Source organism: Anabaena sp. CCY 9402-a (assembly GCF_963920945.1).
In the GTDB taxonomy this organism is placed as follows: domain Bacteria; phylum Cyanobacteriota; class Cyanobacteriia; order Cyanobacteriales; family Nostocaceae; genus Trichormus; species Trichormus minutissimus.
Window position 1 is genome coordinate 1 of the sequence record NZ_CAWUDL010000028.1, and the last position, 22944, is coordinate 22944.

Consider the following 22944-nt stretch of genomic DNA (forward strand, 5'->3'; position numbering starts at 1 on the left):
GCCTCTTGAAAATCCTCTGCATCTACTTTACATCCAACTTGTGTATACACGGTAGTGCAAGGGAGAGGGGTTTTCCAGATACCGTGAAAAGTCAGATCCCAACATCCTCTGAATAAGGGCTACAGTATACATACACGACTTTTTAAACAACCTCTTAGTAAAGGGAAGTTTCAATATGTTTCGGATAAGATAATTTGCCAAAATAATAACGTCTCTACTCACCCATAACGTTAACCGAACTGTATTGGGGGAGGTTTTTTCTATGCGTATTCATAGAAAAAATTTAACCTTCTTTTTCTTGAGAAAGAAGGTTAAATTTTTTTCTAAAGCTGACTATCTTGAGTTAACTTCAATTACTTAAAATTTAAAAGTAACTTTAGCCTCAACATATGCACCTTTGTCTTCGCTATAACCACCTGAAACAGAAACTTCACCTTTTCCGCCCATGATTATTTCTAGTTCGAGGTCTGACAACTCTGCATATTCTAATTCAACTGGTTGCAAATCGGAAATTGTGATGTTAGCCATGATGGTTTTCCCCTTAAATGTATGTAGTAGTCAGAAGGAAATCAACTCTGTATAAATAATCTTCTGTTTGACTAATAAATTCAAGAGTTTATTTATTAGATATAGTGCCAAAATAGATGCAGTTATGAATTTATTGATAATTGTCTACTAACTTTTTTACCCAAATGCGTGAGGGTATTGAGTAAGAATACATCAATCAATGGTACAATTATACTACTCATGCAAGATCAATGCTCGTTTTAGTCAGGCGAAGGTGTCCAGTAGTGTTATGACTGCTGTGCAACGCCATCGCTTGGCTTTTATGCTAGGAATAAAGAACAATCGACAGTTTATAAATGAATTCATAATTGCGAATTACGTTAGCGTAGCGGGGCGCAGCCCATTACGAATTACGAATTATTAACCCAGGAGGATGTCATGAACAGCTGTGTTTTAATGGCGGAAATCATTCAAGAACCGCAATTACGCTATACATCAGATAACTTAGCAATCACAGAAATGCTGGTGCAGTTTCCCAATTCCCAGCGTTCAGAAGATGCGCCGGCGACTTTAAAAGTTGTGGGGTGGGGGAATTTAGCTACAGAAATTCAGCAAAACTATCACCAAGGCGATCGCGTGATCATAGCTGGACGTTTAGGGATGCAAACGGTTGAGCGTCAAGAGGGTTTTAAAGAAAAACGTGCTGAGTTGACTGTACAACAAATTCAACCTTTAAGCGGTGATTTCACATCATCGCCAGCACCAGAGAGAACTCCATCTGCGACAGAAACACCACCACCCCCACCACCAGCACCAAGTAACGTTCCTAGTTACGAGTCACCACGTCCAACGGCTACCCCAGTAGCAAGTCCAGTGAATGTCACTCCCCAGGTGAACACCTACGAACCTGTCACTCAACCTAGCAGCTATCAGCCTGTGGCCGAACCAGATCCAGATGATATTCCGTTTTAGGTATCAGGGATTGGGGACTGGTGAAAAGTTAAGTTGAATTGTCATGGAGCGTTCGCGTAAGCGTCTGTCTACAACACGCTGCGCGAACGCGCAGCGTCCCGCAGGGAAGCTAGAGAAGCGATCGCATGGACTCGTTTTTAGTTAGATTTTGGCAAATTATCTGATCCGAACCGTATTGGGAACACTTCGTAAACGTCGTTCCTCTGGTGTGATGCAGTTGGTCATACCATCTCAATGACCTGTAATTAAAAGTATCATCCTACCGATATATAAATTGTTCAGAATGTACCCCGAAATGCAGCATAGGCAAGGGTAATGATAATTGGAAGGATGATAGAAAGAGTAATAATCAGTCCTGTCTTACCAAAACGAATTTCTTGCCCATCTGCTTTTAACAGAGCAATTACACCTGCGGTTGCCATCAAAACCCAAATGCTTCCAAAGATGATAAAGATAGTGAATGCTGAGTCATTCATAGTATTTTCTTAACTATGATTTCATCCCTTCATTCTACGTCTAAGTTGCGACTTTACCTATACTATTGCTCCCAAAATTGATATTCAACTGCGATCAGATGATTTATCCTGCTTAACTTTTTTAATTAATTCCATGTAGATATTAATCTCATTCACTTCTACATCATGTTCAAGTCTAGTTACCTTCCATTTCTCCTTTCTTAAGTAAACTTCTTCTCCTATCCTGGGAAGAAATTGTAAATCATAGAACTTTTTGATAAAATCTTTTTGGTTTTCTTCCCATAAGATTATTTTGGCTGATTCTTGGCTCATTATTTATCCTTGTTTTTTAGTAAATGAAAGTCGGTAGATTGAGTTTATCTTACTAATTCAAATCAATAGCGTAGTTAAAGCCACATTATTTCCTAATGCTAATTAACCCTGTATTTTATATAATCTTAATCAGGTAATAATACCCAAGCTTTTATACTAACAATTGCTTTTGGTTACAGCTTAGTTTGCTCGTAAAAAAAGGCTAACTACCAAAATATAGTAGCAGCCGTGTGTAGAGTATTTCTCTAGAGAATGTTCAAGATGGCTGAGTATCTTTATAGCTGGCAACAGCATCTCTGAGATTACCTTGGTGTGTTGATAACAGCCGATCGCCATCTTCTTTGCTTAAACCAGTCCAGTGCATTAATAACGCCAGTTTTACCCATTTACCGCTATGTTCTAATAAATAACCAGCTGCTTCCCGACTTAAGCCTGTGAGGTCTTGTAAGATGCGTAAAGCGCGATCGCGTAATTTTTGATTTGTGACCGCTACATCTACCATGCGATTGCCGTAAACTTTGCCTAGTTTGACCATTACCCCAGTAGACAGAATATTTAAAGTTAGCTTGGTGACTGTACCAGCCTTGAGACGGGTAGAACCTGCCAACACCTCCGGCCCGGTTAATAACCGAATATCAATATCAGCCTCAAAACCGACCTGTTCTGCTGGTACACAGGCCATAAAAATTGTTAAAGCACCCCGTTGACGGGCAGCATTCAGCGCACCGTGGACAAAAGGAGTCGTCCCACCGGCAGTAATTCCCACCACTACATCTAAGAGAGTAATATGGCGTTGAGCGATCGCCGCATCACCATCTTCAGCCCGGTCTTCTAAATCCTCAGAACTACGTACCAACGCCCCAGCACCACCAGCAATAATCCCCTGTACCAACTCTGGGGGTGTACAAAAAGTTGGGGGACACTCAGCCGCATCTAATACCCCTAGCCGACCACTTGTCCCCGCACCCACATAAAACAAGCGTCCACCCTGGCGCAACCGTGCGGCTGTCTCCTCAATGGCCTTAGCTATTTCCACCTTAGCCGCCGCCACCGCCGCCACTGCCTTATGGTCTTCACTATTAAATAACTCCACCAACTCTAAACCACTAAGTTGGTCTAAGTTCAGACTCAAAGGATTGACTTGTTCAGTCAATAAATGCCCGCGTTCCTGCAAATTTGTCATTTATGCTAGCCTGTATCTCTACTTCCGAATTATGTACCAATTGCTATTGACTGAAACTCAGTGCTGAATGATGTTAGCCTCACGGAGTTTTAAAGCGTTCTGAATAACAAGTTAGTTTATCCTTACTTACTACTGATTTACTTGTTACAAAACGCTTATTCGCTGTCTTCATAACTCAGCACTCCTAACTCCCCACTCCCCACTCCTAACTCAGCACTCAGCACTCAGCACTCCTAACTCCCCACTCCTAACTCAGCACGGGCTAAACGCCCCGCTCCGCTAACAGCACTCAGCACTCAGCACTAAACTACAACAATCCTTCTAACTTGCGACGAATTTTTTCTAGTTCAGTCGGAGAAAATTCTGTTTCTTCTGCGGGTGGTACATCGTCAAAATCTAAGCTGTCGTCGCCAGTCTGATCATATTGTCCATCAGTTTGCCCATCAGGTTGCCAGTCGGTTTCTTCGAGATTGATTTCTGGAGGAATGAAGTGACTCGGATCAGAGCTGTTTTCTGGGATAATTTCCCATTCATAGTCAGCATTTTCGCAAAACTCCTTAATTTCCTCTGCGTCCATTGCTTCGACAGTAGGCGTATGGAAATCTTGCGCTTCCAACATCAGGGCAAAGCGAAGAGCATCGTCTTGGGACTCAAACATGAAAATTTTATTGCGATCGCCCACACGCACAGTATGAATCCCCTCATTTTCCGTGTGAGCATTAAAAATCAACACAAAAACCCGCATTGGCGTAATCATCTTTCTTTATATTTTGATGTCTATCTATTCATTAAAGTTCTAGACCGTGTACCTGTGAAAGTCACAGCATTATTTTTCACTTTAATCCAAATTTTTCCCAAGTGTAGGGACATAAGGGTGTAAGAGTATAGGGGTGTAGGGGAGCAAATAAGCAAAACTAGTGAATAATCGATAATGATTACGAGTTCATCCTCATGTCAAAACCTGAGATTGGTTTGTATCTTGGTATAGTAATATGCCCATAGTGCTAGTAGTGTGCTTACCACATCCAGCAAAAAAGAAGTGAACCCAGATGAGTAAATCTTCCGATCAAGATCATCAATCCCGTAATACTGACCGCAAGCGTTTATGGTTACTGGTTCTAAAGCGTAGTGGTATAGCCCTAGGGAGTATTTTACTGCTGGGTTTAATCGGCGGTGCTTGGCGATTGTGGATTTTTGTCCAAAAAGAATTAACGCCGTTAGCAGAAAAAAGTCTCACCAGTACACTCAACCGTCCGGTAAAATTGGGCAAAGTTACACAATTCTCACTCACAGGAGTTAGTTTTGGTGCTTCCGCCATCCCCGCCACATCCACAGATCCGGATAAGGTGGAAGTCGATGCTGTGGAAGTAGGTTTTAACCCATTGCTGTTAATTTTTAATCGCCAGCTAAAACTAGATGTTACCTTAGTGAACCCGGATGCTTACATTGAACAGGATAGCGAAGGACTGTGGATTACTACGACCCTTGCACCACCGGGAGCAGCAGGAGCGATTAAAACTGATTTAAATACACTACGCTTCCGTAATGGCAATTTGGTACTTTTACCGCAGAAGAAAGAGCTTGAGGGGGTAGGGGAAGGCGACAAGATAGACAAGGTAGATAATCCTTCGTCTCTTATAGCTTTTTCTCAAGTGTTGGGATCGGCTCAATTATTAGAAAACAATCAACTGGTGAAATTTGTAGTCCAAGGTCAGGCGGCTACTGGGGGTAAAATTTCTATTGCGGGGGATGTGCGTCCTAAGACGTTAGCCGCGAATCTGCAACTTCAAGCCGAAAAAATACTAGCTACCAATGTTACTAGTCTTGTAAAATTACCACTGGATTTACAAACAGGTCGAGTCAATGGTGATTTGCGAATCCAACTAGCACCAGAGCAGAAGCCTTTATTGTATGGTAGTGCTGACTTAGAAGGGGTAACGCTGCAAATTCCCCGAACACCACAACCATTCATTAATAGCCAAGGTAGTATCTATTTCCAGGGAACGGAAATTAAACTGGAGAATATGACCGCCAATTATGGCAAAATTCCTCTAGTCGCCGCAGGAATTATCGACAGTAATAAAGGCTATAAGTTGGCTGGACGCATCAATGGGGTAAGTGTCGCCAATGCTCAAGAAACACTCAAGTTAAAACTGCCTGTACCCGTAGCTGGACAATTACAAGGGAAATTGCAAGTGGTAGGGGATATTACCAACCCTATTCTTTCAGGTACTGTCACCACTATTAAAACTGCCCGCATTGATAAAATTAATTTTAAGCGCGTTAGTAGTAAGTTTGAGTTTAATGCTAAGGATGCCTTAGTTAAGCTGGAAGATATTCAAGGCGAAACTACGGTAGGGGGTGAAATTAACGGTGGCGGTATCATCCAACTTGGAGAAAATCCCCAATTAAATTTAAATTTTGTAGCCAAGCAAGTTCCGGGAGATGCGATCGCTAAACTCTATAATCCTGATCTTGCTTTTAAAATTGGTACTGTGTCCGCTACAGGTAGTGTCACTGGTACACCTACCAATGCCCAAACATTGGTCAAATTTGCTGCCCCAGGGGCAATTTATCCTACGACTGGTGAAGTGATAGTTGGTACAAATCGTAACTATAACTTCCGCAATGTGGTGGCGCGGGTAGCTGGTGGAACAGTGCGAGGTAATGGTACTTTCGCTAATGAACGTTGGCAAGCGGTGGCTCAAGCTGTTGGTGTAAGCTTACAACCCTTTGTTGACCAAAATCAACTGCAAAATGTCTCTTTGGCAGGGGTAGAATTAAACGGTCGCTTCATTTTGGCTGGGACGGCTGAACCTTTCCAAATTGCTAGTATTCGTGCCGATGGGGCGGGAGTGCAAATTGGTGGTGGTAGAATTGCGATCGCGAATATCCAATTACAAGACCAAAATTTCGCCGCCCGTTTAGTGGCTAACAATGTCCGCCTGGGACGCATCCTCAAAAATTCTCCGCCAGCTTTAGCTAATCCCTTAGACGGCACATTCCAAATCGCCGGCAACAGAGAAAATTTTAGTCTCAAAACTCTTCAGGGTAATGGGGAAGCAAGGCTGCGGGTTAACGGCGGGACAATCACAGCAGCGAATATTCAACTCGCTAACGGTCGCTATCAAACCCAAGTCCAAGCTAATAACGTTCCTGTACAACGCTTGGCGGCTGTCCCAATTCAAGGTAATTTAACTGGTCAATTAGATGTTGCTGGGTCAGTCGAATCTTTCAGTCCCCAAACCATCCAAGCCAGTGGACAAGCCAGAATTAACGTCGGCAATGGGACAATTACCGCCGCGAATATTCAACTCGCTAACGGTCGTTATCAAACCCAAATCCAAGCTAATAATGTCCCCGTACAACGCTTGGCAAATGTACCCCTGCAAGGCGATTTAACTGGGCAATTAAATGTTGCTGGGGCAGTGGATGCCTTCAGCCCCAAAACCATCCAAGCCAATGGACAAGCAAAAATTAATGTCGGCAATGGCACAATTACAGCATCAAATATTCAACTAGCTAACGGTCGTTATCAGGCACAAGTCCAAGCGAATAATGTCCCTGTGCAACGCTTGGCAACTGTTCCGCCACAATTTCAAGGTAACTTAACTGGTCAATTGAATGTAGGTGGGGGATTAGATGCCTTGAGTCCCCAAAGCATCCAAGCGAGGGGAGAAGCACAACTGAATGTAGCAGGGGGTAATGTTGTATTCTCCAACATTCAACTAGCTAACGGTCGCTATCAAACAGCAGTTGCGGCAACTGGTGTGCAGTTAAATCGGTTTAATCAACAACTGCGGGGACAATTTGGCGGACAGTTGCAATTAGCTGGTAATTTGGGTTCAGCGAGATTAGCTGATGTGCAGGCGGCTGGACAAGTGCAGTTATCCCAAGGCGTACCGGGAATTGAACGCCCCCTTACAGCCGGACTGGCTTGGAATGGCGAGAAGTTGACAATTCAGCAAGCAAATGCCCCCGGTTTAAATATCAGTGGCGATATAGCAGCCAATGCCACCAGTCCAGGTATCCCAGAAATTACAGCTTTAAATCTCAACGTCCAAGCCCAAGATTTTGATCTGCAACAGTTACCTGTGACTCTACCCAATCAGGTAGCGGTGACAGGAAAGGTTGATTTTAACGGTCGCGTGACTGGGAAGTTACCATTGCCCAATGTAGTAGGGCAGATCGGCTTAAAAGACTTTGTGGTGCAGGGTATCGCCTTTGAACCATTATTAACTGGGAATGTGCAGTCAGGAAAAGGTTTAAATTTAGACTTGCGAGGAAATAGAGATCGCATTGCTTTAAATCTCAATGCCAATAATCGCCCCGAATCCTTCCTTGTGCAGTGGCAACAAGCGATCGCCCAAGGTCAAGTTAAGGGGGATAATTGGTCAGTGAAAGTTGCCAGCTTCCCCTTACAAATTTTGAATGTGTCACCGCCGCCAAGTCTCCGTTTGGGTGGGGGGAAAGTCACGGGATTATTAACGGGCGACGTACAATTTAATCAAAGCACATTTGCAACTACAGCTAATTTAGCGATCGCGAATCCCGAAATCGGCCGGATTAAAGGCGATCGCATCACCACTCAGTTCCGTTACAGTGATGATACAGTCAGCATTACTAGCAGTGAATTTATCAAAGGTGACAGTCGCTACGCCCTAGCTGGTAATTTTGCTCAAACCCCCAAAGGGCCAAGAGTGCAAGGTAAACTCAACGTCAGTCAAGGAAATATCCAAGACGTACTTACAGTAGCCCAAATTTTTGAACTCCAAGATTTCCAAAACAATGGTTCAGCAGTTAACTATGGCACAGCCGAGGACTTAACTACCTACGCCCAAGGTTTACCGAATCGCCCGTTACTTGACCAGATCAAACGCTTTTATGAAATAGATGCTTTAAGAACTGGACAAGAAGAACAGCGTAATGCTTCACCAATACCTGAGTTAGCAGACTTACAAGGAACTTTTAACGGAGAAGTTGCCCTAGATACTGCCACCCCCAAAGGCTTATCAGTACAGTTTAATTTAAACGGGCAGAACTTTACTTGGGGTAAAGAAACAGAAGAAAACCGTTTTTATCGTGCTGACCAAATCATTGCTCAAGGTAGCTTTGAAAATGGCGTTTTGCAAGTGCGACCTTTACGCATTGAATCAGAAAATAGTCTGGTAGCTTTTGCCGGAAACATTGGCGGTGCAGACCAATCTGGTCAATTGCGAGTCAGTAACTTCCCATTACAGGTATTGAATAACTTTGTTAACCTACCCGTAGGCATTACAGGTAATCTTAGCGGTACAGCAGCCTTGGCAGGTAGTGTTGCCAACCCTCAAGCCAGAGGAGAATGGCAAATTACCGAAGGTACACTCAACCAGAAAGCAATAGAATCAGCCAACGCCAGTTTTAGCTATGCTAATGGACGCTTGAACTTTGGTAGTACCTTATCCGTGGCTGGGCCACAACCCGTCAATATTAATGGCAGTATTCCTTATCAGTTGCCATTTGCGACTGTAGCACCAGACAATGACCAAATCAGCTTGGATATCAAGGTGCAAAATGAGGGATTAGGAATATTAAACCTGTTAACCAACCAAATCGCCTTTGAAAAAGGTCAGGGGGAAATAGACTTAACAGTACGAGGAACTCGACAAAAGCCCATATTAAATGGCGTTGCTACTATCCAAGATGCCACAGTTTCGGCTCAGGCTTTACCACAAAAGTTGAGAGGTGTTACAGGTAGAGTGCAGTTTGATTTTGACCGCATTCTCGTAGAAAGTCTGCAAGGCAGATTTAGCCGTGGTAAAGTAGAAGCCTCTGGGGAGATTCCGATTTTCAACAACGAACTACCGATTAACAATCCCCTGAATGTTAACCTTGATCAGTTAGCCATGAACCTGAAAGGACTCTATCAAGGAGGGGCGAGTGGCAACTTACAGATTACTGGTTCAGCTTTAACCCCAGCTATCGGCGGTAAGATCAGTTTATATGATGGTCAGGTATTGTTAGCAGAGTCTACCGATACCGAGCAGAATAATAGTAATACTGGCATATCACTCACAAAACTGAACAAGCAAGATAAACAGGAAGTTAATGGAGCGGCTGCAATCGCCCGGTTTAATGATTTAGAACTAGAATTAGGCAAAAACCTTCAAATTACCCGTCAACCAATTTTAAACTTCCGCGCCACAGGCAACCTTATAGTTAATGGTACTTTTGCCGACCCCATCCCTGTTGGTACAATCCAGTTAAAAGACGGTGGGGTGAACTTATTCACCACCCAGTTTAAACTAGCTAGCGGTTATAAACACACCGCCACCTTTAGAGCCAACCAACCCCGCGACCCCGATTTAGATGTACAGCTATTTGCGAAAGTCCTAGATGTACTCCAAAACAGCGACTTTAGTGGGGATAGGCTGAATCCTACCGGTTTAGCTGCATTGGAGTCTGTACGAGTGGAAGCCAATGTCAAAGGCCCCGCCAGCCGACTCAACGAAACCCTAGAATTAAAAAGCAGTCCATCCCGCAGTGAAAACGAAATTGTGGCTTTATTAGGTGGTGGATTCGTGAATCCCCAAGGAGGTGACAGTACCCTCGGTATCATCAACATCGCTGGTTCAGCAGTATTTAATAACTTTCAGTCAGCCTTCAGCCAAATCGGTGGGGCTTTTGGTTTAAGTGAACTGCGGATATTCCCCACCGTAATTTCTGATAACCCAGAAGCAGGTAAAAGTAGTTCATCTATAGAATTAGCAGCCGAAGCCGGCATTGATATTTCCACTAAGTTGTCTATTTCTAGCATCAAGATTTTGACGGCTAATGACCCCTTCCAATGGGGGATTAACTACCGCATTAACGATCAAATCCGGGTGCGTGCTTCCACTAACCTAGAAGATGATAGTCGCGCTGTAGTTGAGTATCAAACCCGGTTTTAATCTGGAAAAATTTCTTCTCTGTGTTCTCCGTGCCTCTGTGGTTAAAAATGTATCTAACCACAGAAGCAAGAATTAAAAATGATTATAAACCACAGAAAAATATAGCCCATTTTCTTGCCAAGTTCCGTTCTGGGAGTCAACAGATACCAGAGGAATGCCCCAGTCAAGACGCGCCCTCAAGCGATCGCCCTGTGACCACCTTAAGCCCAAGCCCACCGATGCTAAAGTATTAGGGTCAGGATTAGTGCGAGAATTATTCCAAGCCACCCCAAAATCTGCAAAAGGTACAACCTGCAACACACCTCTAGATTGGGATAGACGCAAAATCGGTATTTGCACTTCTGCCGCAGCAAAAGCACCATTATCTGCCAGGAGAAAATCTTGGCGATAGCCCCGCACACTATCTAGTCCACCCACACCAAACTGTTCTATAGGTAACAGTGTTCGTGATGCTAGTTGCGTATTAGCACGCACAATTAACAAACTATCTGGTGCTAATAGCCGCGCCCATTGTGCTTGTCCCTGCCAAGAGAAAAACCGACTATCGGGAGCGTCGTTATTCACAGTGGCATCAAACGCACCTATACCGAGATTAAATTGCGATCGCAAAGCAATCACTTGGCGGCTATTGCGAGTCGTCCATTCTTGGAAAAAACGTAACGCAGATATCCGTGTGCGTCCCTCGTCATCAGCACCCAAGGAGGGAAAGGGTAGTCTTGCACCTTCTATATAAGTGGCTTCACTTTCACGCCGCGAAGCCGTCAATCCCAATGCGAATTCTTGGGTGGGAGTTTGCATTAAAGGTTGGCGGAGTGTCAACTCATAGTAGCGAGAAGAGGATTCAATATCGAGAATATTAAAAGGTTCTTCAATTACATTGCTAGCGGAAGTCCCAAAACTCAGGCTGAGTGTGCCGTTGCGGGGATTGATGGGTAATGTATAGCTGGTATCAAAGGTATTGCTGCCATCGGTATTAGTATAGGCTAAACTCAAACCATCCCCTAAACCCAGTAAGTTAGCTTCATTGACTTGGATACGGCGACGAAAACTACCCACACTAGGCGAGCGGCCATTATCCAGGGCTAATTGAGTATTAAAGGTTCTAGCTTCCTTGACTTTAATTTGTAGTAAACTTGTCCCCGGAGTCGCCCCAGCTGACAAATCTGCCGACAAGTTGGCAATTAAGGGATTGAGTTGCAGCAGTTGTAATGCTTCTAATAACTTTTCTCGATTTAAAGGGGGAGAGGTGGCGATCGCTAAACGGCTACGCACATAATTAGGATTGAGTCGTTGTGTTCCACTAATCTGAATGTCTTCTAATCTTCCTTCCACCACCTGAATTGTAATTACACCAGATTTAATTGTTTGGGGTGGGATGTAAGCACCAGAAGTGATGTAACCCTTACTGACGTACAGTTCGGTAATTTTCGAGCGAGCCTGAAACAGTTCTGCCAAAGTGATTGTCCTGTTGGTAAACTCAGCAGTCACCTTGGCTAATTCTTCTGGGCTGAATACAGTGCTACCTAAAACTTCAAACCTTTCTACAGTTATTGTTTGAGGAATATTCTCTGGTATTGGTTGCTGAGGTTGGGTATCTGGGATAGTAGGCTGGAGTAACTCGGCTGGTGGTGGTAATGGCTGTAGCGGTTGGGGGGATGGCAAAGTAGGAGATGTAGGTGGTTGGACATCCTGCGGCGGTGGGAATTGCTGTGACAAAATTAGCTCATCCCCAACCGGAAGGAAAGAGGCTTTTGCCGTGACGGTAGTTTTTTCAATACCCGATAACCCATATTTTAAGTTGCTGGGTAGATGATTTTGAGGATTATTTAGCAATGGTGTATCTTCAACTGCTTGAGCTTTCATCACTGGCAAATCTGTGTTACTGAGTAGGAAAAATATACTCAGCGTTAATCCAGATACAGTCAACTTTGGGGGGCATTGATCAATCATGCTAGTTTTGCCAACAATTAGATGCTTATACGGCCAAGGCTTCAAATGTGCATCTTACTTGACTTTTGGTGTCCAAATAAAGCATCCAGCAAAAATTCATCCTCATACTGAGTTGCAGTTAAGTCTATTAACCGAAGCGAGGTGTAGGGGTGTAAGGTAGAGACAATACCCAAAACCCATATTGTAGAGACGCTATTCATCACGTCTTCAAGTCTCCAAATTACAGATTGATTGGTAATCGGTAATGGCTAATTGGTTTTATTACCCATTACCGATTACCAACCTTAAGAGAGATGATTAGACTAATACCATTTCCGGCTGAGTTTGAGACAGATTCCCGAAAAAGTCATAATGATCTAGTGCTTCCAAAATACCCCAGGCATAATGACCTTGAGCAAAGTAAATCTGGGCATAGCCGCGCAATTTGTGGATTTCTTTGCTGTAATTACCCACCACAACCGCTAGAGTATTACCCGCTAACATTGTTTCATCATTGCCTGATGCCCCTGCGACTAAGAACCGTTTCACAGGTAAGCCCCATTTTAAGGCAATATAACGTAGGGCATCTCCTTTAGAAGCGCGGATGGGCAACAAATCAAGATACATACTATGACTGTAAACCCCTTTAACGGGGAGTTGCTGACGACGCAAATGGCGGATAATTTCTCGGTAGCTGGGCGAGATACTGGGATCAACAAAGTAGCTGATTTTAAACTTGGTTTGAGCCTCTGTTGATTGCAATTCTAATCCAGGGATATTTTTCATAGCTTCCCGAATAGCCTCTGGTTGCCAATTGTAGCTAATGTGTTTTTGCCAACTTGTATCTGTGACAATCTGCGGGCCATAGTAGATTTCGCTACCAGTGGAAGTGATCAGCAAATCTGGCATGGGAAACCGCCATTCTTCTAGCATATTCAAGGTACTTTGGAGAGTGCGACCAGTGGCAATGCAGACACCAGTTGTTTGTCCTTCATTGCGGATGCGCCCAATCAACTTTTCTAAGGCTTCTTGATCACCTAGGAGTGTATTATCAATTTCTGTCACCAGAAAGCGATCGGCTGTTGGTAAGCGGTTGGTATCAGGTATATTCCAGCCTGGGTGTTCAGTGGCTGGAAATGCTACAAGGGGACTGAGTAAAGATTGTACTTTTTGTTGGGGGAATAGGCGCACTTTTTCTAGATATTGCTCAACGTGACTCTGCCAAGAGAAATGTTTACGGACATTAACTAAACCATTATTACACCAGCGTTGCCATTGTTCGGCATCTGTCAAACTTCTTCGCAGTGCATTCTGGATGTCTTTAATATTCAAAGGATCAACTAGTAGCCCATTTTCACAAGCTCCGATGATATCCCGTGGGCCGCCGTCTGAGGTGGCGATGATGGGTACACCACAAGCTGTAGCTTCAATGAGAGTTAGCCCAAAGGGTTCGGTGAGGGCTGGATTGATAAAAACGCCGCGTGTTTTGGCGGTCAGCCGATATAAGTCGGGTACGTCGTCGGAAGTATGATGTTTGGGATAGGCGACATGACCATAAAGATCATAGCGATCGATTAATTGGAAGATTTCCGTCAAAACTTGGCGGGGGCCTGATTCCATTGTGGTGATGTCGTCTCGGTTTCCTAGCACAATCACCAAATTAGCTAAGTTACGCAGTTCGGGATCTTCCCCAAAGGCTTTGACCAGAGTAGCTACATTTTTACGCACAGCCGGTCGGGAAATTGCCGTAATCATCGGCTTGTCGGGGTCTTGCAGAAATCGTTGTAATTTTTGGTAAATGGGTGGATTCTGCCAAGGATCGGATACTGGGTAGAAACGTTCTAACGCCACACCAGGAGGAATTACCACCATTCTTTGTGGTTGATAGCGGTCATAAACGCTGTATTGTTCTTCAACTTCTTGATGGGTACTGGCGATGACTAAAGCTGCACCGCCGAGGGTAATTTCCTCTGCTTCAATGCGGGTACTGATGTGATAGTTTTCCTCGATGCTTTCTGGTTTAGTGCCATGTTCTAGTAATCGTTGCAGTTTCACCCGTCCCAGAGAGTGACCTGTATGCACTAGGGGTGTACCTAACCAACCTGCAACTCGACTACCTACGTAGCCTGCATCTGCGTAGTGTGTATGAATTACGTTAGGTATTTTGCCGACTTTGCGAATGTGTCTGAGCAATTCATCTGCAAAGGTATCTAAATAAGGCCAGAGGACTTCTTTGCGGAGGTAACGGCGGGGGCCGCAGGCTAGGCGAATGATTTGGGCTTTATCGGAGAGAATTTCTACTGGTTGGGCATAGTCAGAACTTACTTTGGGGTCTTGCACCAACCGAGTTACTAGGTCAACTCTTTCTACGTCGGGGTGTTTAGCTAATGTAGAGGCGAGTTCGACTACATATTTTGTTTGTCCACCGTTGTCAGCATCTCGTCCTAACTCTAGATTATGTCCTCTAATTAAGCCGTGAACACTGACTAGTATGATATACAACCCTGAGTTATGTGACATTTGTCTTCCTCTCTAGTTGACTTTATATAGTGCTAAGTAAGTCGGCGTAAATAGATAAGGCAGGAGACGGGCGGGAAGGAGGTTGTAGCCTAATTTATTTGTCTTCATATACTTTGCTTTAATCGCGCCAACTTAACTTATGTTTAGGCTTTTTTAACTGGATGAATGTTGAGAATTACAGATGAGATATCCATAAAATTAGCAAGACTCTATACCTTCCCAAACATCTGACCCATCACAAAATTATTCCCTAATGAATACTTTGTCATTGGCAAATCAAGATCATTGAAATGGATTTATTATTTAGGGCAAGAGCTTTTGTTTAACCTCCAAATTGATAAAATATACATTTATATATGTTATCAGTAATAGACCTTGCGATCGCGTCTATTTGTACTAAATACTCGGATATAATAGCGCAGACACAAATTTATCAATCTATTTCCATGCTACATTTAATACTTAAAGGACAGTTTCTCGTTGTCAGATTATTAATTTCAAAAGGTTAATCTGTATATTCATATACAATAATTCCAAGGTCATTTATACCAGCATTTATGTCTAATACCGTCAAAGTATTTTTCTCTTACTCCCACAAAGATGAAGCGTTGCGCGATGAATTAGCTACTCATCTGAGCATGATGAAACGTCAGGGAGTGATTGAGGCTTGGCATGACAGAGAAATCAGTGCGGGTAGGGAATGGGCAAATGCGATTGATGATAATCTTGACATTGCAGACATTATTCTGCTGTTGGTGAGTGCTAACTTTTTGGCTTCAGATTACTGCTACGACAAAGAAATGATGCGAGCGATGGAACGTCATGATGCAAGAGAGGCTCGTGTAATTCCCATTATTCTTAAACCGTCAGACTGGAGTGGTGCGCCGTTTAGTAAACTGCAAGCATTGCCCAAAAATGCAAAACCTGTGACAAAATGGGCAGATCAAGATGACGCTTTTTTGAATGTGGCTCAAGGGATTCGCCGGGTAGTTGAGGAGATTTCCCAATCAAAAACCTCCGGTAATCCTGTTGCAAATACTACACCTCTAACTACTAGTCAAACTGGAATCACAGATAGGCAACGTCGGAGATTAGAGCAAGAACGGGATTCATTACAGCAACAATATGATATTGTCAGCAACAAACTGGCTATGATACAAAAAGCATTGTTGATTGAAAATGATCCGTCTACCAAGTTTAAATTAGAATCGCAAATCCAAGAAGCTAAAACAGAACAGAATAGATTAGATCAGCAGCTTGACGAAATCGAGCAGAAGCTTGTGTAGTTTACTTTTAAAGCAGTCCGTGTCTTGCCTTATTCTTGATGAATTCTATTGAAGTTTTTATTCCAGTCAAAACTAATCTTAAAAATCATGTTCGCAGCCATGTGATTCTATTTTCTAGCAACCTGAAATTGCCTTCAAAATCAATTCGGTGTGGTTGTGGCTATGTTGGTAGACCTCCAGATTGAAAAATCTGTTCGGCGGTTAAATTCAATTCAGGGAAAGTAGGTGAGACAATATGGGCATCACCTCTAAATTGAGTAACTTGGTACTCACCATCGATTAATTGATAAATCGATATAGTAGGCAGTTTAGGATTACCAATAAACTTTCTAGCACCCCAAGCTGCATAATCTATAATCCAATATTCAGGAATGCCTATAGCTTCATAATCAGCTAATTTTTTGTAGTAATCATCCCGCCAATTACTACTAACAACTTCAATAACCAGTGGAATAGATGCAGCTTGAGATACCGTTGATGCCTTTTTCCATAAAGGCTCATTCACTAAATTTGGTCGATTGATTATTAATATATCTGGTGAATATGCTGATTCACTTTCAAGTGCCTTGACTAATACAGTTTTTGGAATGTAATAAGGTAAATTTAGACGCTTGATATCAGCAGATATTTCTAGTGCTAAAAAACCAACAACATCTTCATGGTCTCCCACTGGTTGTGCCATTTCAACAATCACACCATCATGTAATTCGTATCTTCCACCTTCGGGTCGCCACGCTGCAAAATCTTCAAATGTTACTCTTTTCCGTAAGGCTTGAGTCATAATTTATAGTTCAATGTTTGGTGGAAGTCTTTTCAAATTCATCTTCTGGCATTGCTTACAGTATCGCTAGTTGTGTCATTATTACCAATTTTGTCACTAGAATTGCAATAAAGCTACTGGCACAACTAACAATATGGCAGGACTTACGCAAAAACTCTCTCAAACCCTTATTTTTCCGTGTTCTCTGCGTCTCTGTGGTTTGTTTTCCGTAATTTGTGCGTAAGTCCTATATGGGAGCTAAAAGTCAAAACCAATGCAAAAAAACTCTCTGAACACTACCAAAATCGAAGCGATCGCCTAAAATCTAGCAAGCACTTTATGAAGACTAAGAAATATTTTTAGTTCAAATAAATATTAAAAAAGTGCCTGGACGTGTTACCGTGTTTCCACTCCAAGCACTCTTAAATTTTCAACTTGCTCCTCACACTCCTAGAGAGTAACACCGCATTGAAATAAAAGCTAGTGTTATCAGTGACACTTTGTAAACTGGATAGGTGACAGGGGACAGGTGACAGGGGATAGGGGAGTTAAATCAGTGAACAGTAAACAGTGATCACTGCTATTAGTGTAAAAAGTGACGTGTACCAGTCAGCACCATGACTAAACCCAGTTCGTTAGCGGCTTTGATGGAATCTTGGTCTCGTAAGCTTCCCCCTGGTTGCACAATCGCGGTGATACCTCTGGCGGCGGCGGTTCTGACGGAATCATCGAAGGGGAAAAATCCGTCACTGGCGAGAGTTGCACCTTGGGCTTTGTCTCCAGCTTGTTCTAGGGCGATTTTAGTTGAACCAACGCGGTTCATTTGCCCAGCACCGACACCTAGAGTAGTACGATCGCTTGTGAGTACAATGGCATTAGATTTAACGTGTTTGCAAATCTTCCAAGCAAACAGCATTTCGGCTAACTCGTCGGGCGTGGGTTGGCGTTCTGTGACAACTTGCCATTTACTAGAATCTGCAATGATATCATCGGCAGCTTGGACTAAGAAACCACCTGCAATTTGTTTGACTAGAGTTTTAGCCCCACTACTCAAATCTGCTAAAGTCAAAACCCGCACATTCGATTTTTTAGACAGAATTTTTTGAGCTTCTGCATCACAATCAGGTGCAACTACACATTCTAAAAATGTCTTAGTTAATTCACTGGCGGTGGCTGCATCTATGGGACGGTTGAGGGCGACAATCCCACCAAACGCAGAGATAGAATCAGCATTGAAAGCTTTTTGATAGGCTTCAACAATGGTGTTTCCTAACGCTGTACCGCAGGGATTGGTATGTTTGATAATTGTAGCGGCTGGTGTATCTGGAAATTCAGTAATAATGCGCCGGGCGGCTTCTAAGTCTACCAAGTTATTGTAACTGAGTTCTTTACCTTGCAATTTCGTAGCCGCAGCCCATCCACTGGGAGTAGTCCCGCTTTGATACCAAGCCGCAGGTTGATGGGGGTTTTCACCGTAACGCAGAGATTGTAATTGTGTCCCGCTTAGGGTGTGCTGTTGGGGAAGGGATTCTGAAGATTGTTGAGAGAGGTAAGATGCGATCGCTTGATCATAACTACCAGTATGCAAAAATCCTTTTAAAGCCGCCTTCTGGCGAAACTCTAGGGATGCTTCGCCGTTATTTTGCCGCAATTCCTGCAAATATTCGTCATACTGCGCTGGATCACATAATACTGTGAGATGAGCAAAGTTTTTTGATGATGCCCGTAACATCGCCGGGCCACCAATATCAATATTTTCCACAGCTTCTGCTAATGTTACCCCTGGTTTAGCGATCGTGGATTCAAAGGGGTAAAGATTCACCACCACCAAATCAATCGGGCGAATTTGGTTATTTTCCAAATCTGTGACATCACTAGCCACATCCCGCCGCGCCAAAATCCCGCCATGAATGCGGGGATGTAACGTTTTGACTCGCCCACCTAAAATTTCTGGTGAACCTGTGTAATCAGAAACCTTGGTAACTGGTATTCCCGCATCTTTGAGGGCTTTCGCTGTTCCCCCACTGCTGATTAAGTCAAATGCAAATTCTTCCACCAAACTACGGGCTAGATCAATTAAACCAGTTTTGTTAGATACACTCAGCAGTGCTAGACGCGCCATGTCTCAATTCCTCAGATGCGAAAGACCCCAATTTTTACATAACCCAGGGTTCACTTCAAGACCATGTGGGATAATAGCGTTCAGTAACCCTTATGAACTGCTTACACCATAAGAGAGAAAAATGGGCATAGATATTGCTCTAAATAGTATTTTCAAGTCACCTAATCAGGGAAGAAAGCACAACCAAATATGAAAAGGAAGAAAAATTTTGAGTTTCGATAATGTTGGGAAATATTTGGCAGAACAATATCCACTAGAATTTGCTAAATGGTTACTCTCAAATGAACCAAAAAAAGTTAAAGTGCTGAAAACTGAACTTTCTATTGAGCCAATTCGTGCAGATTCAGTGATATTTCTCCAAACAGAAAGCCGCATCATCCATATAGAATTTCAAACTCTGACTAAATCTAATCCACCAGTTCCACTTCGGATACTAGATTACTATGTGAGATTGAAACGACAATATCGTACATCAGTAACACAAGTGGTAATTTTCTTACAAGAAACAGATAATGAAATTTTACTGAAGAATATACAGATGAAGTAACCATTCACCGCTACCGTGTTGTCCGTTTATGGGAACAGGATTCAGCCTTATTTCTAGAAAATCCCGCTCTTTTGCCTCTAGCGTCCCTAGCTCAGACGGATTCACCTCCAAGCTTATTAGCACAGATTGCCGAAAAAATAGCTAAAATTCAAGATAGAGTTGAAAAACAGAATATCGCTGGGTGTACTGAAATTTTGGCTGGTTTGAGATTTGGAAAAAACTTAATTCGTCAATTTTTACAGGAGGATATTATGCAAGAATCTGTTATTTATCAAGATATTGTACAAAGTGCTGAATTTAAGTTTTTTTATCGCCTGCTAAATCGGCGTTTTGGTGCAATTGACAGTTCAATTATTGCACAAATTCGGGAATTATCTACTGAACAATTAGAGATATTAGGAGAAGCATTTTTGGATTTTTCGTCAATTGCTGATTTAGAAGCTTGGTTAGACCAAGCAACAAACAAGTAGCCAATACAGTAGGGTGAGTGGAATTTAACAAACTTCTGAGGAATAGGGAATAGGCAAATAAACCCCACTCCCTATTCTCCCCTCCTTACCTATCGCGCTTGCGCTGCGCTTCCCGCACCACACAAGTAAGTTTAAAAATCAAAGCGGATTACTATAGAAGAGTTATAAATTCAGGAGTAAGCCTCTGTCTTTGCAATACATTACCGTTCCCCCTGCTAATTCGCAAACACCCGCCGGCTTAGTTGTGACATTGCATGGTTGGGGAGCTAACGCTGAGGATGTGTCATCTTTAGTACCCCATATTAATTTACCTCAGTATCAGTTTGTACTTCCTAATGCACCTTTTCCTTTTCCTCATTCTCCTCTTGGTAGAGCATGGTATGACTTGAGTGTGGAGAATATGTATCAAGGATTAGTTGAAAGTCGGCAAATATTGACAGATTTTTTGCTGTCTTTAGAGGCTAGTACAGGCGTACCTTTATCACGGACTGTTTTGAGTGGATTTTCGCAAGGGGGAGCAATGACATTAGATGTCGGCTCTAAATTGCCTTTAGCCGGCTTAGTTGTGATGAGTGGGTATTTACATCCTGATGCGATCGCAACAAATCATAATTTACCACCAATTTTAATTATGCACGGCAGGCGTGATGAGGTTGTACCATTACAGGCGGCTGTCAAGGCTAGGGAAACTGTAGCATCCTTGGGGGTTGTAGCCGAATATCATGAGTTTGACACAGGGCATGAAATTAATTTGCAAATGTTAGATGTGGCACGGAATTTCATGATCAAGACAATTGTTTAGTCAGGGTTACAAATCTTTGACAAAATATGGTATAAATCCTGAAAAATTTTAGAAAATCCATGCCATCTAGTGAGTAATATAGATTGGGTGGCACTATATTCGTGCTACTTGACCCGTGCTGGGTGCGAATGCTGCATAAGGGAGGGGCGAGCATTATGACAACTCTGAGCATTTCTAAGAAAGAAATCGCTGCTATGACCGCCGCAGAGGTGGAGGAATTGGCTAATCGTCTAGAAATGGATAATTACAGCAATGCTTTTGAGGGTTTGAATGACTGGCATCTACTGCGAGCGATCGCGTTTCAGCGTCCTGAATTAGTAGAACCCTACATCCATCTCTTAGATTTAGAACCCTACGATGAGGCATAAGTGTTTGAGTTAAGTCTAATCTACAGCAATTCTCAATTGTTGGCAATCCATTTTGATAGAGAAAATTCACAATTAGACTAGTACAGCACGAGACAAAAACTCAAACCTGTATTCCCATAAATACATAGTACCGCCGCAGATTGTGATCCTCACTTTCTGCGGCTTCATATTAAACTATCACTCCTAACTTTTTGCTATGGCTAATTCTCAACCCCAAACTGAAAACCGCCAACCCAGAGTTTTAATTGGTGTAGGTGGTGGTATTGCTGCTTATAAAGTTTGTGAGGTGGTTTCGACGTTGTTTAAAGCAGGGGTAGAAGTTCGAGTTATCCTCACCCGTTCAGCACAGGAATTTATTACACCTCTAACTTTATCTACCCTTTCCCGCCACCAAGCCTATACAGATAATGATTTCTGGCAACCAACTCACTCTCGTCCGTTGCATATTGAGTTGGGGGAGTGGGCAGATTTGTTAGTTATTGCTCCTCTGACGGCTAATACATTGGCTAAGTTAACTTATGGTATGGCAGATAATTTACTGACTAATACTGTGTTAGCTTCCACTTGTCCAGTCTTGTTAGCACCGGCAATGAATACTGATATGTGGGAACAGTTAACGGTGCAGCGTAATTGGCAGCAGTTACTAGAAGATAGCAGATATCACGGCATGAGTACAGCATCGGGATTATTGGCGTGCGATCGCATCGGTGCTGGTAGAATGGCAGAACCTCCGGCAATTGTGACTTATATTCATTCGCTGCTACATACTAAGGGTAAGCGTGATTTAGTTGGGAAGCAAGTTTTAATTAGTGCTGGCAGTACACGAGAATATCTTGATCCTGTGCGGTTTATTGGTAATCCTTCAACTGGTAAAATGGGACTAGCTCTAGCACAAGCCGCCCTGCACCGAGGGGCAAAAATAACATTAGTACATGGCGTAGCTACGTGGGATGTACCCTTGGGAGTGCAAGCAATTCCTGTGATTACTGCTGAAGAAATGCAGCAGGTGATGCTGGAATATTTACCCAATGCAGATGTCATTGTCATGTCTGCGGCGGTAGCTGATGTCAAGCCCAAAGATTATAGCTCAGAGAAATTACCCAAGCGATCGCTCCCCCAAGCTTTACCTTTAGCACCTGTCCCTGATATCGTCGCCCAGTTAGCTCAACTCAAACAACCCCATCAGTTTTTAATTGGCTTTGCCGCCCAAACTGGCGATATTGTTACACCAGCAATGGAAAAACTGCGGAGCAAAAAACTAGATGCAATTGTCGCCAATCCTATTGATCAACCTGATAGTGGTTTTGGTAGCAATAATAACCAAGCAATATTTTTAGATAGTCAAGGGCAGCAAGTCAGAATTACACCCTGTTCTAAATTACAAATGGCACACCATCTATTTGATTTTGTCAGATCATGCTAGTCTTGCGATCGCTAAATCACGGATCAGATTAGTTCTAGAAAACAGATAAGTGTTCACAGAATTAAGTTCTTCACTGCTGAGTGCTTGTTCTCTATCAAGCTGCGTCAACAGTTGGCTGACCAAATCAGGATCGCTAAGTCTTAAAAGAGTGCTACTCTGGGTTTGTTCAACCACAGACCAAATTTGACGTAATATTTTGGAATTGATAGGGCAGACCTGCATGACAATCGCTCCCTTTATTGTGAAATCATAAAAATGTTATTGAAAATCTAAAGAAAATCTTAAGCTATCAAATCTAAAGAAAATCTTAAATATTACAAATATTTACTATTTAGTTA

At 42.8% G+C, this 22944-nt stretch carries 17 protein-coding genes and 1 pseudogene; 7 read left to right on the forward strand and 11 right to left on the reverse strand.

Going from position 1 to position 22944, the window contains the following annotated elements:
• Positions 1-357: 357 nt before the first annotated feature.
• Positions 358-528 (reverse strand): hypothetical protein, encoded by a 171-nt coding sequence (locus ACM0OR_RS12320; protein WP_323265443.1) that lies wholly within the window; start codon positions 526-528, stop codon positions 358-360.
• Positions 529-945: 417 nt separating this feature from the next.
• On the opposite strand from ACM0OR_RS12320, the gene ACM0OR_RS12325 reads away from it, so the two are divergent.
• Positions 946-1479: a single-stranded DNA-binding protein gene (locus tag ACM0OR_RS12325; protein WP_414576424.1), complete on the forward strand. Its 534-nt coding sequence runs from the start codon at positions 946-948 to the stop codon at positions 1477-1479.
• A gap of 278 nt (positions 1480-1757) precedes the next feature.
• On the opposite strand, the gene ACM0OR_RS12330 is transcribed toward ACM0OR_RS12325, so the two are convergent.
• The 4 genes from ACM0OR_RS12330 to ACM0OR_RS12345 form a co-directional block, all read right to left on the reverse strand.
• Positions 1758-1955, reverse strand: a complete 198-nt coding sequence (locus ACM0OR_RS12330) for a hypothetical protein (RefSeq protein ID WP_414576425.1) — start codon at positions 1953-1955, stop codon at positions 1758-1760.
• Between the two features lie 84 nt (positions 1956-2039).
• The gene (locus ACM0OR_RS12335) at positions 2040-2267 is read right to left on the reverse strand and encodes a hypothetical protein (protein ID WP_323265445.1); all 228 of its coding nucleotides are present in this window, start codon (positions 2265-2267) and stop codon (positions 2040-2042) included.
• A 256-nt stretch (positions 2268-2523) separates the two neighbouring features.
• Positions 2524-3450 (reverse strand): N-acetylmuramic acid 6-phosphate etherase, encoded by a 927-nt coding sequence (murQ, locus tag ACM0OR_RS12340; RefSeq protein ID WP_414576426.1) that lies wholly within the window; start codon positions 3448-3450, stop codon positions 2524-2526.
• Between the two features lie 307 nt (positions 3451-3757).
• Entirely contained in the window at positions 3758-4207 is a 450-nt protein-coding gene (locus ACM0OR_RS12345) for a DUF3110 domain-containing protein (protein ID WP_414576427.1), read from the reverse strand.
• A gap of 292 nt (positions 4208-4499) precedes the next feature.
• Between ACM0OR_RS12345 and ACM0OR_RS12350 the strand changes: the two genes are divergently transcribed.
• Positions 4500-10379 carry a translocation/assembly module TamB domain-containing protein gene (locus ACM0OR_RS12350; protein ID WP_414576428.1) on the forward strand — a complete coding sequence of 1960 codons (5880 nt, stop codon included), beginning with the start codon at positions 4500-4502 and terminating at the stop codon, positions 10377-10379.
• 72 nt (positions 10380-10451) lie between these two features.
• Here ACM0OR_RS12350 and ACM0OR_RS12355 read toward each other — a convergent pair whose 3' ends face one another.
• The 3 genes from ACM0OR_RS12355 to ACM0OR_RS12365 form a co-directional block, all read right to left on the reverse strand.
• The gene (locus ACM0OR_RS12355; RefSeq protein ID WP_414576429.1) at positions 10452-12329 is read right to left on the reverse strand and encodes a ShlB/FhaC/HecB family hemolysin secretion/activation protein; all 1878 of its coding nucleotides are present in this window, start codon (positions 12327-12329) and stop codon (positions 10452-10454) included.
• 41 nt (positions 12330-12370) lie between these two features.
• Positions 12371-12529 carry a hypothetical protein gene (locus ACM0OR_RS12360; RefSeq protein ID WP_414576430.1) on the reverse strand — a complete coding sequence of 53 codons (159 nt, stop codon included), beginning with the start codon at positions 12527-12529 and terminating at the stop codon, positions 12371-12373.
• A 97-nt stretch (positions 12530-12626) separates the two neighbouring features.
• On the reverse strand, positions 12627-14828 hold the full coding sequence (locus ACM0OR_RS12365; RefSeq protein ID WP_414576431.1) for an HAD-IIB family hydrolase: 2202 nt from the start codon (positions 14826-14828) through the stop codon (positions 12627-12629).
• Between the two features lie 557 nt (positions 14829-15385).
• Between ACM0OR_RS12365 and ACM0OR_RS12370 the strand changes: the two genes are divergently transcribed.
• A complete protein-coding gene (locus ACM0OR_RS12370) occupies positions 15386-16114 on the forward strand; it encodes a TIR domain-containing protein (protein ID WP_414576432.1) in 729 nt (242 codons plus the stop codon).
• Between the two features lie 160 nt (positions 16115-16274).
• Here ACM0OR_RS12370 and ACM0OR_RS12375 read toward each other — a convergent pair whose 3' ends face one another.
• Both ACM0OR_RS12375 and purH read right to left on the reverse strand, forming a co-directional pair.
• On the reverse strand, positions 16275-16895 hold the full coding sequence (locus tag ACM0OR_RS12375) for a Uma2 family endonuclease (RefSeq protein ID WP_414576433.1): 621 nt from the start codon (positions 16893-16895) through the stop codon (positions 16275-16277).
• Between the two features lie 562 nt (positions 16896-17457).
• A complete protein-coding gene (gene purH / locus ACM0OR_RS12380) occupies positions 17458-18996 on the reverse strand; it encodes a bifunctional phosphoribosylaminoimidazolecarboxamide formyltransferase/IMP cyclohydrolase (RefSeq protein WP_414576434.1) in 1539 nt (512 codons plus the stop codon).
• A 208-nt stretch (positions 18997-19204) separates the two neighbouring features.
• Here purH and ACM0OR_RS12385 point away from each other — a divergent pair.
• The 4 genes and pseudogenes from ACM0OR_RS12385 (at position 19205) to coaBC (ending at position 22606) form a co-directional block, all read left to right on the forward strand.
• Positions 19205-20013, forward strand: a pseudogene (locus ACM0OR_RS12385) (Rpn family recombination-promoting nuclease/putative transposase).
• A gap of 190 nt (positions 20014-20203) precedes the next feature.
• Complete coding sequence (locus ACM0OR_RS12390; RefSeq protein ID WP_323265455.1) at positions 20204-20815, forward strand: alpha/beta hydrolase; 612 nt, start codon at positions 20204-20206, stop codon at positions 20813-20815.
• A gap of 155 nt (positions 20816-20970) precedes the next feature.
• Positions 20971-21183, forward strand: a complete 213-nt coding sequence (locus ACM0OR_RS12395; protein ID WP_190706429.1) for a DUF2555 domain-containing protein — start codon at positions 20971-20973, stop codon at positions 21181-21183.
• Positions 21184-21379: 196 nt separating this feature from the next.
• A complete protein-coding gene (gene coaBC, locus ACM0OR_RS12400) occupies positions 21380-22606 on the forward strand; it encodes a bifunctional phosphopantothenoylcysteine decarboxylase/phosphopantothenate--cysteine ligase CoaBC (RefSeq protein ID WP_414576435.1) in 1227 nt (408 codons plus the stop codon).
• Here coaBC and ACM0OR_RS12405 read toward each other — a convergent pair.
• Positions 22598-22828 (reverse strand): hypothetical protein, encoded by a 231-nt coding sequence (locus ACM0OR_RS12405; protein WP_414576436.1) that lies wholly within the window; start codon positions 22826-22828, stop codon positions 22598-22600. The two genes, coaBC and ACM0OR_RS12405, sit on opposite strands and share 9 nt — an antisense overlap.
• Between the last annotated feature and the right edge of the window lie 116 nt (positions 22829-22944).

What these genes read in the sequence shown, in the direction of transcription:
- ACM0OR_RS12335 (WP_323265445.1), bottom strand. Translation starts at nt 2,267, where the DNA reads ATGAGCCAAGAATCAGCCAAAATAATCTTATGGGAAGAAAACCAAAAA.
- ACM0OR_RS12345 (WP_414576427.1), bottom strand. Translation starts at nt 4,207, where the DNA reads ATGATTACGCCAATGCGGGTTTTTGTGTTGATTTTTAATGCTCACACG.
- ACM0OR_RS12360 (WP_414576430.1), bottom strand. Translation starts at nt 12,529, where the DNA reads ATGAATAGCGTCTCTACAATATGGGTTTTGGGTATTGTCTCTACCTTA.
- ACM0OR_RS12320 (WP_323265443.1), bottom strand. Translation starts at nt 528, where the DNA reads ATGGCTAACATCACAATTTCCGATTTGCAACCAGTTGAATTAGAATAT.
- ACM0OR_RS12370 (WP_414576432.1), top strand. Translation starts at nt 15,386, where the DNA reads ATGTCTAATACCGTCAAAGTATTTTTCTCTTACTCCCACAAAGATGAA.
- ACM0OR_RS12355 (WP_414576429.1), bottom strand. Translation starts at nt 12,329, where the DNA reads ATGATTGATCAATGCCCCCCAAAGTTGACTGTATCTGGATTAACGCTG.
- ACM0OR_RS12405 (WP_414576436.1), bottom strand. Translation starts at nt 22,828, where the DNA reads ATGCAGGTCTGCCCTATCAATTCCAAAATATTACGTCAAATTTGGTCT.
- ACM0OR_RS12330 (WP_414576425.1), bottom strand. Translation starts at nt 1,955, where the DNA reads ATGAATGACTCAGCATTCACTATCTTTATCATCTTTGGAAGCATTTGG.
- ACM0OR_RS12395 (WP_190706429.1), top strand. Translation starts at nt 20,971, where the DNA reads ATGACAACTCTGAGCATTTCTAAGAAAGAAATCGCTGCTATGACCGCC.
- ACM0OR_RS12325 (WP_414576424.1), top strand. Translation starts at nt 946, where the DNA reads ATGAACAGCTGTGTTTTAATGGCGGAAATCATTCAAGAACCGCAATTA.
- coaBC (WP_414576435.1), top strand. Translation starts at nt 21,380, where the DNA reads ATGGCTAATTCTCAACCCCAAACTGAAAACCGCCAACCCAGAGTTTTA.
- ACM0OR_RS12350 (WP_414576428.1), top strand. Translation starts at nt 4,500, where the DNA reads ATGAGTAAATCTTCCGATCAAGATCATCAATCCCGTAATACTGACCGC.
- ACM0OR_RS12375 (WP_414576433.1), bottom strand. Translation starts at nt 16,895, where the DNA reads ATGACTCAAGCCTTACGGAAAAGAGTAACATTTGAAGATTTTGCAGCG.
- ACM0OR_RS12365 (WP_414576431.1), bottom strand. Translation starts at nt 14,828, where the DNA reads ATGTCACATAACTCAGGGTTGTATATCATACTAGTCAGTGTTCACGGC.
- purH (WP_414576434.1), bottom strand. Translation starts at nt 18,996, where the DNA reads ATGGCGCGTCTAGCACTGCTGAGTGTATCTAACAAAACTGGTTTAATT.
- murQ (WP_414576426.1), bottom strand. Translation starts at nt 3,450, where the DNA reads ATGACAAATTTGCAGGAACGCGGGCATTTATTGACTGAACAAGTCAAT.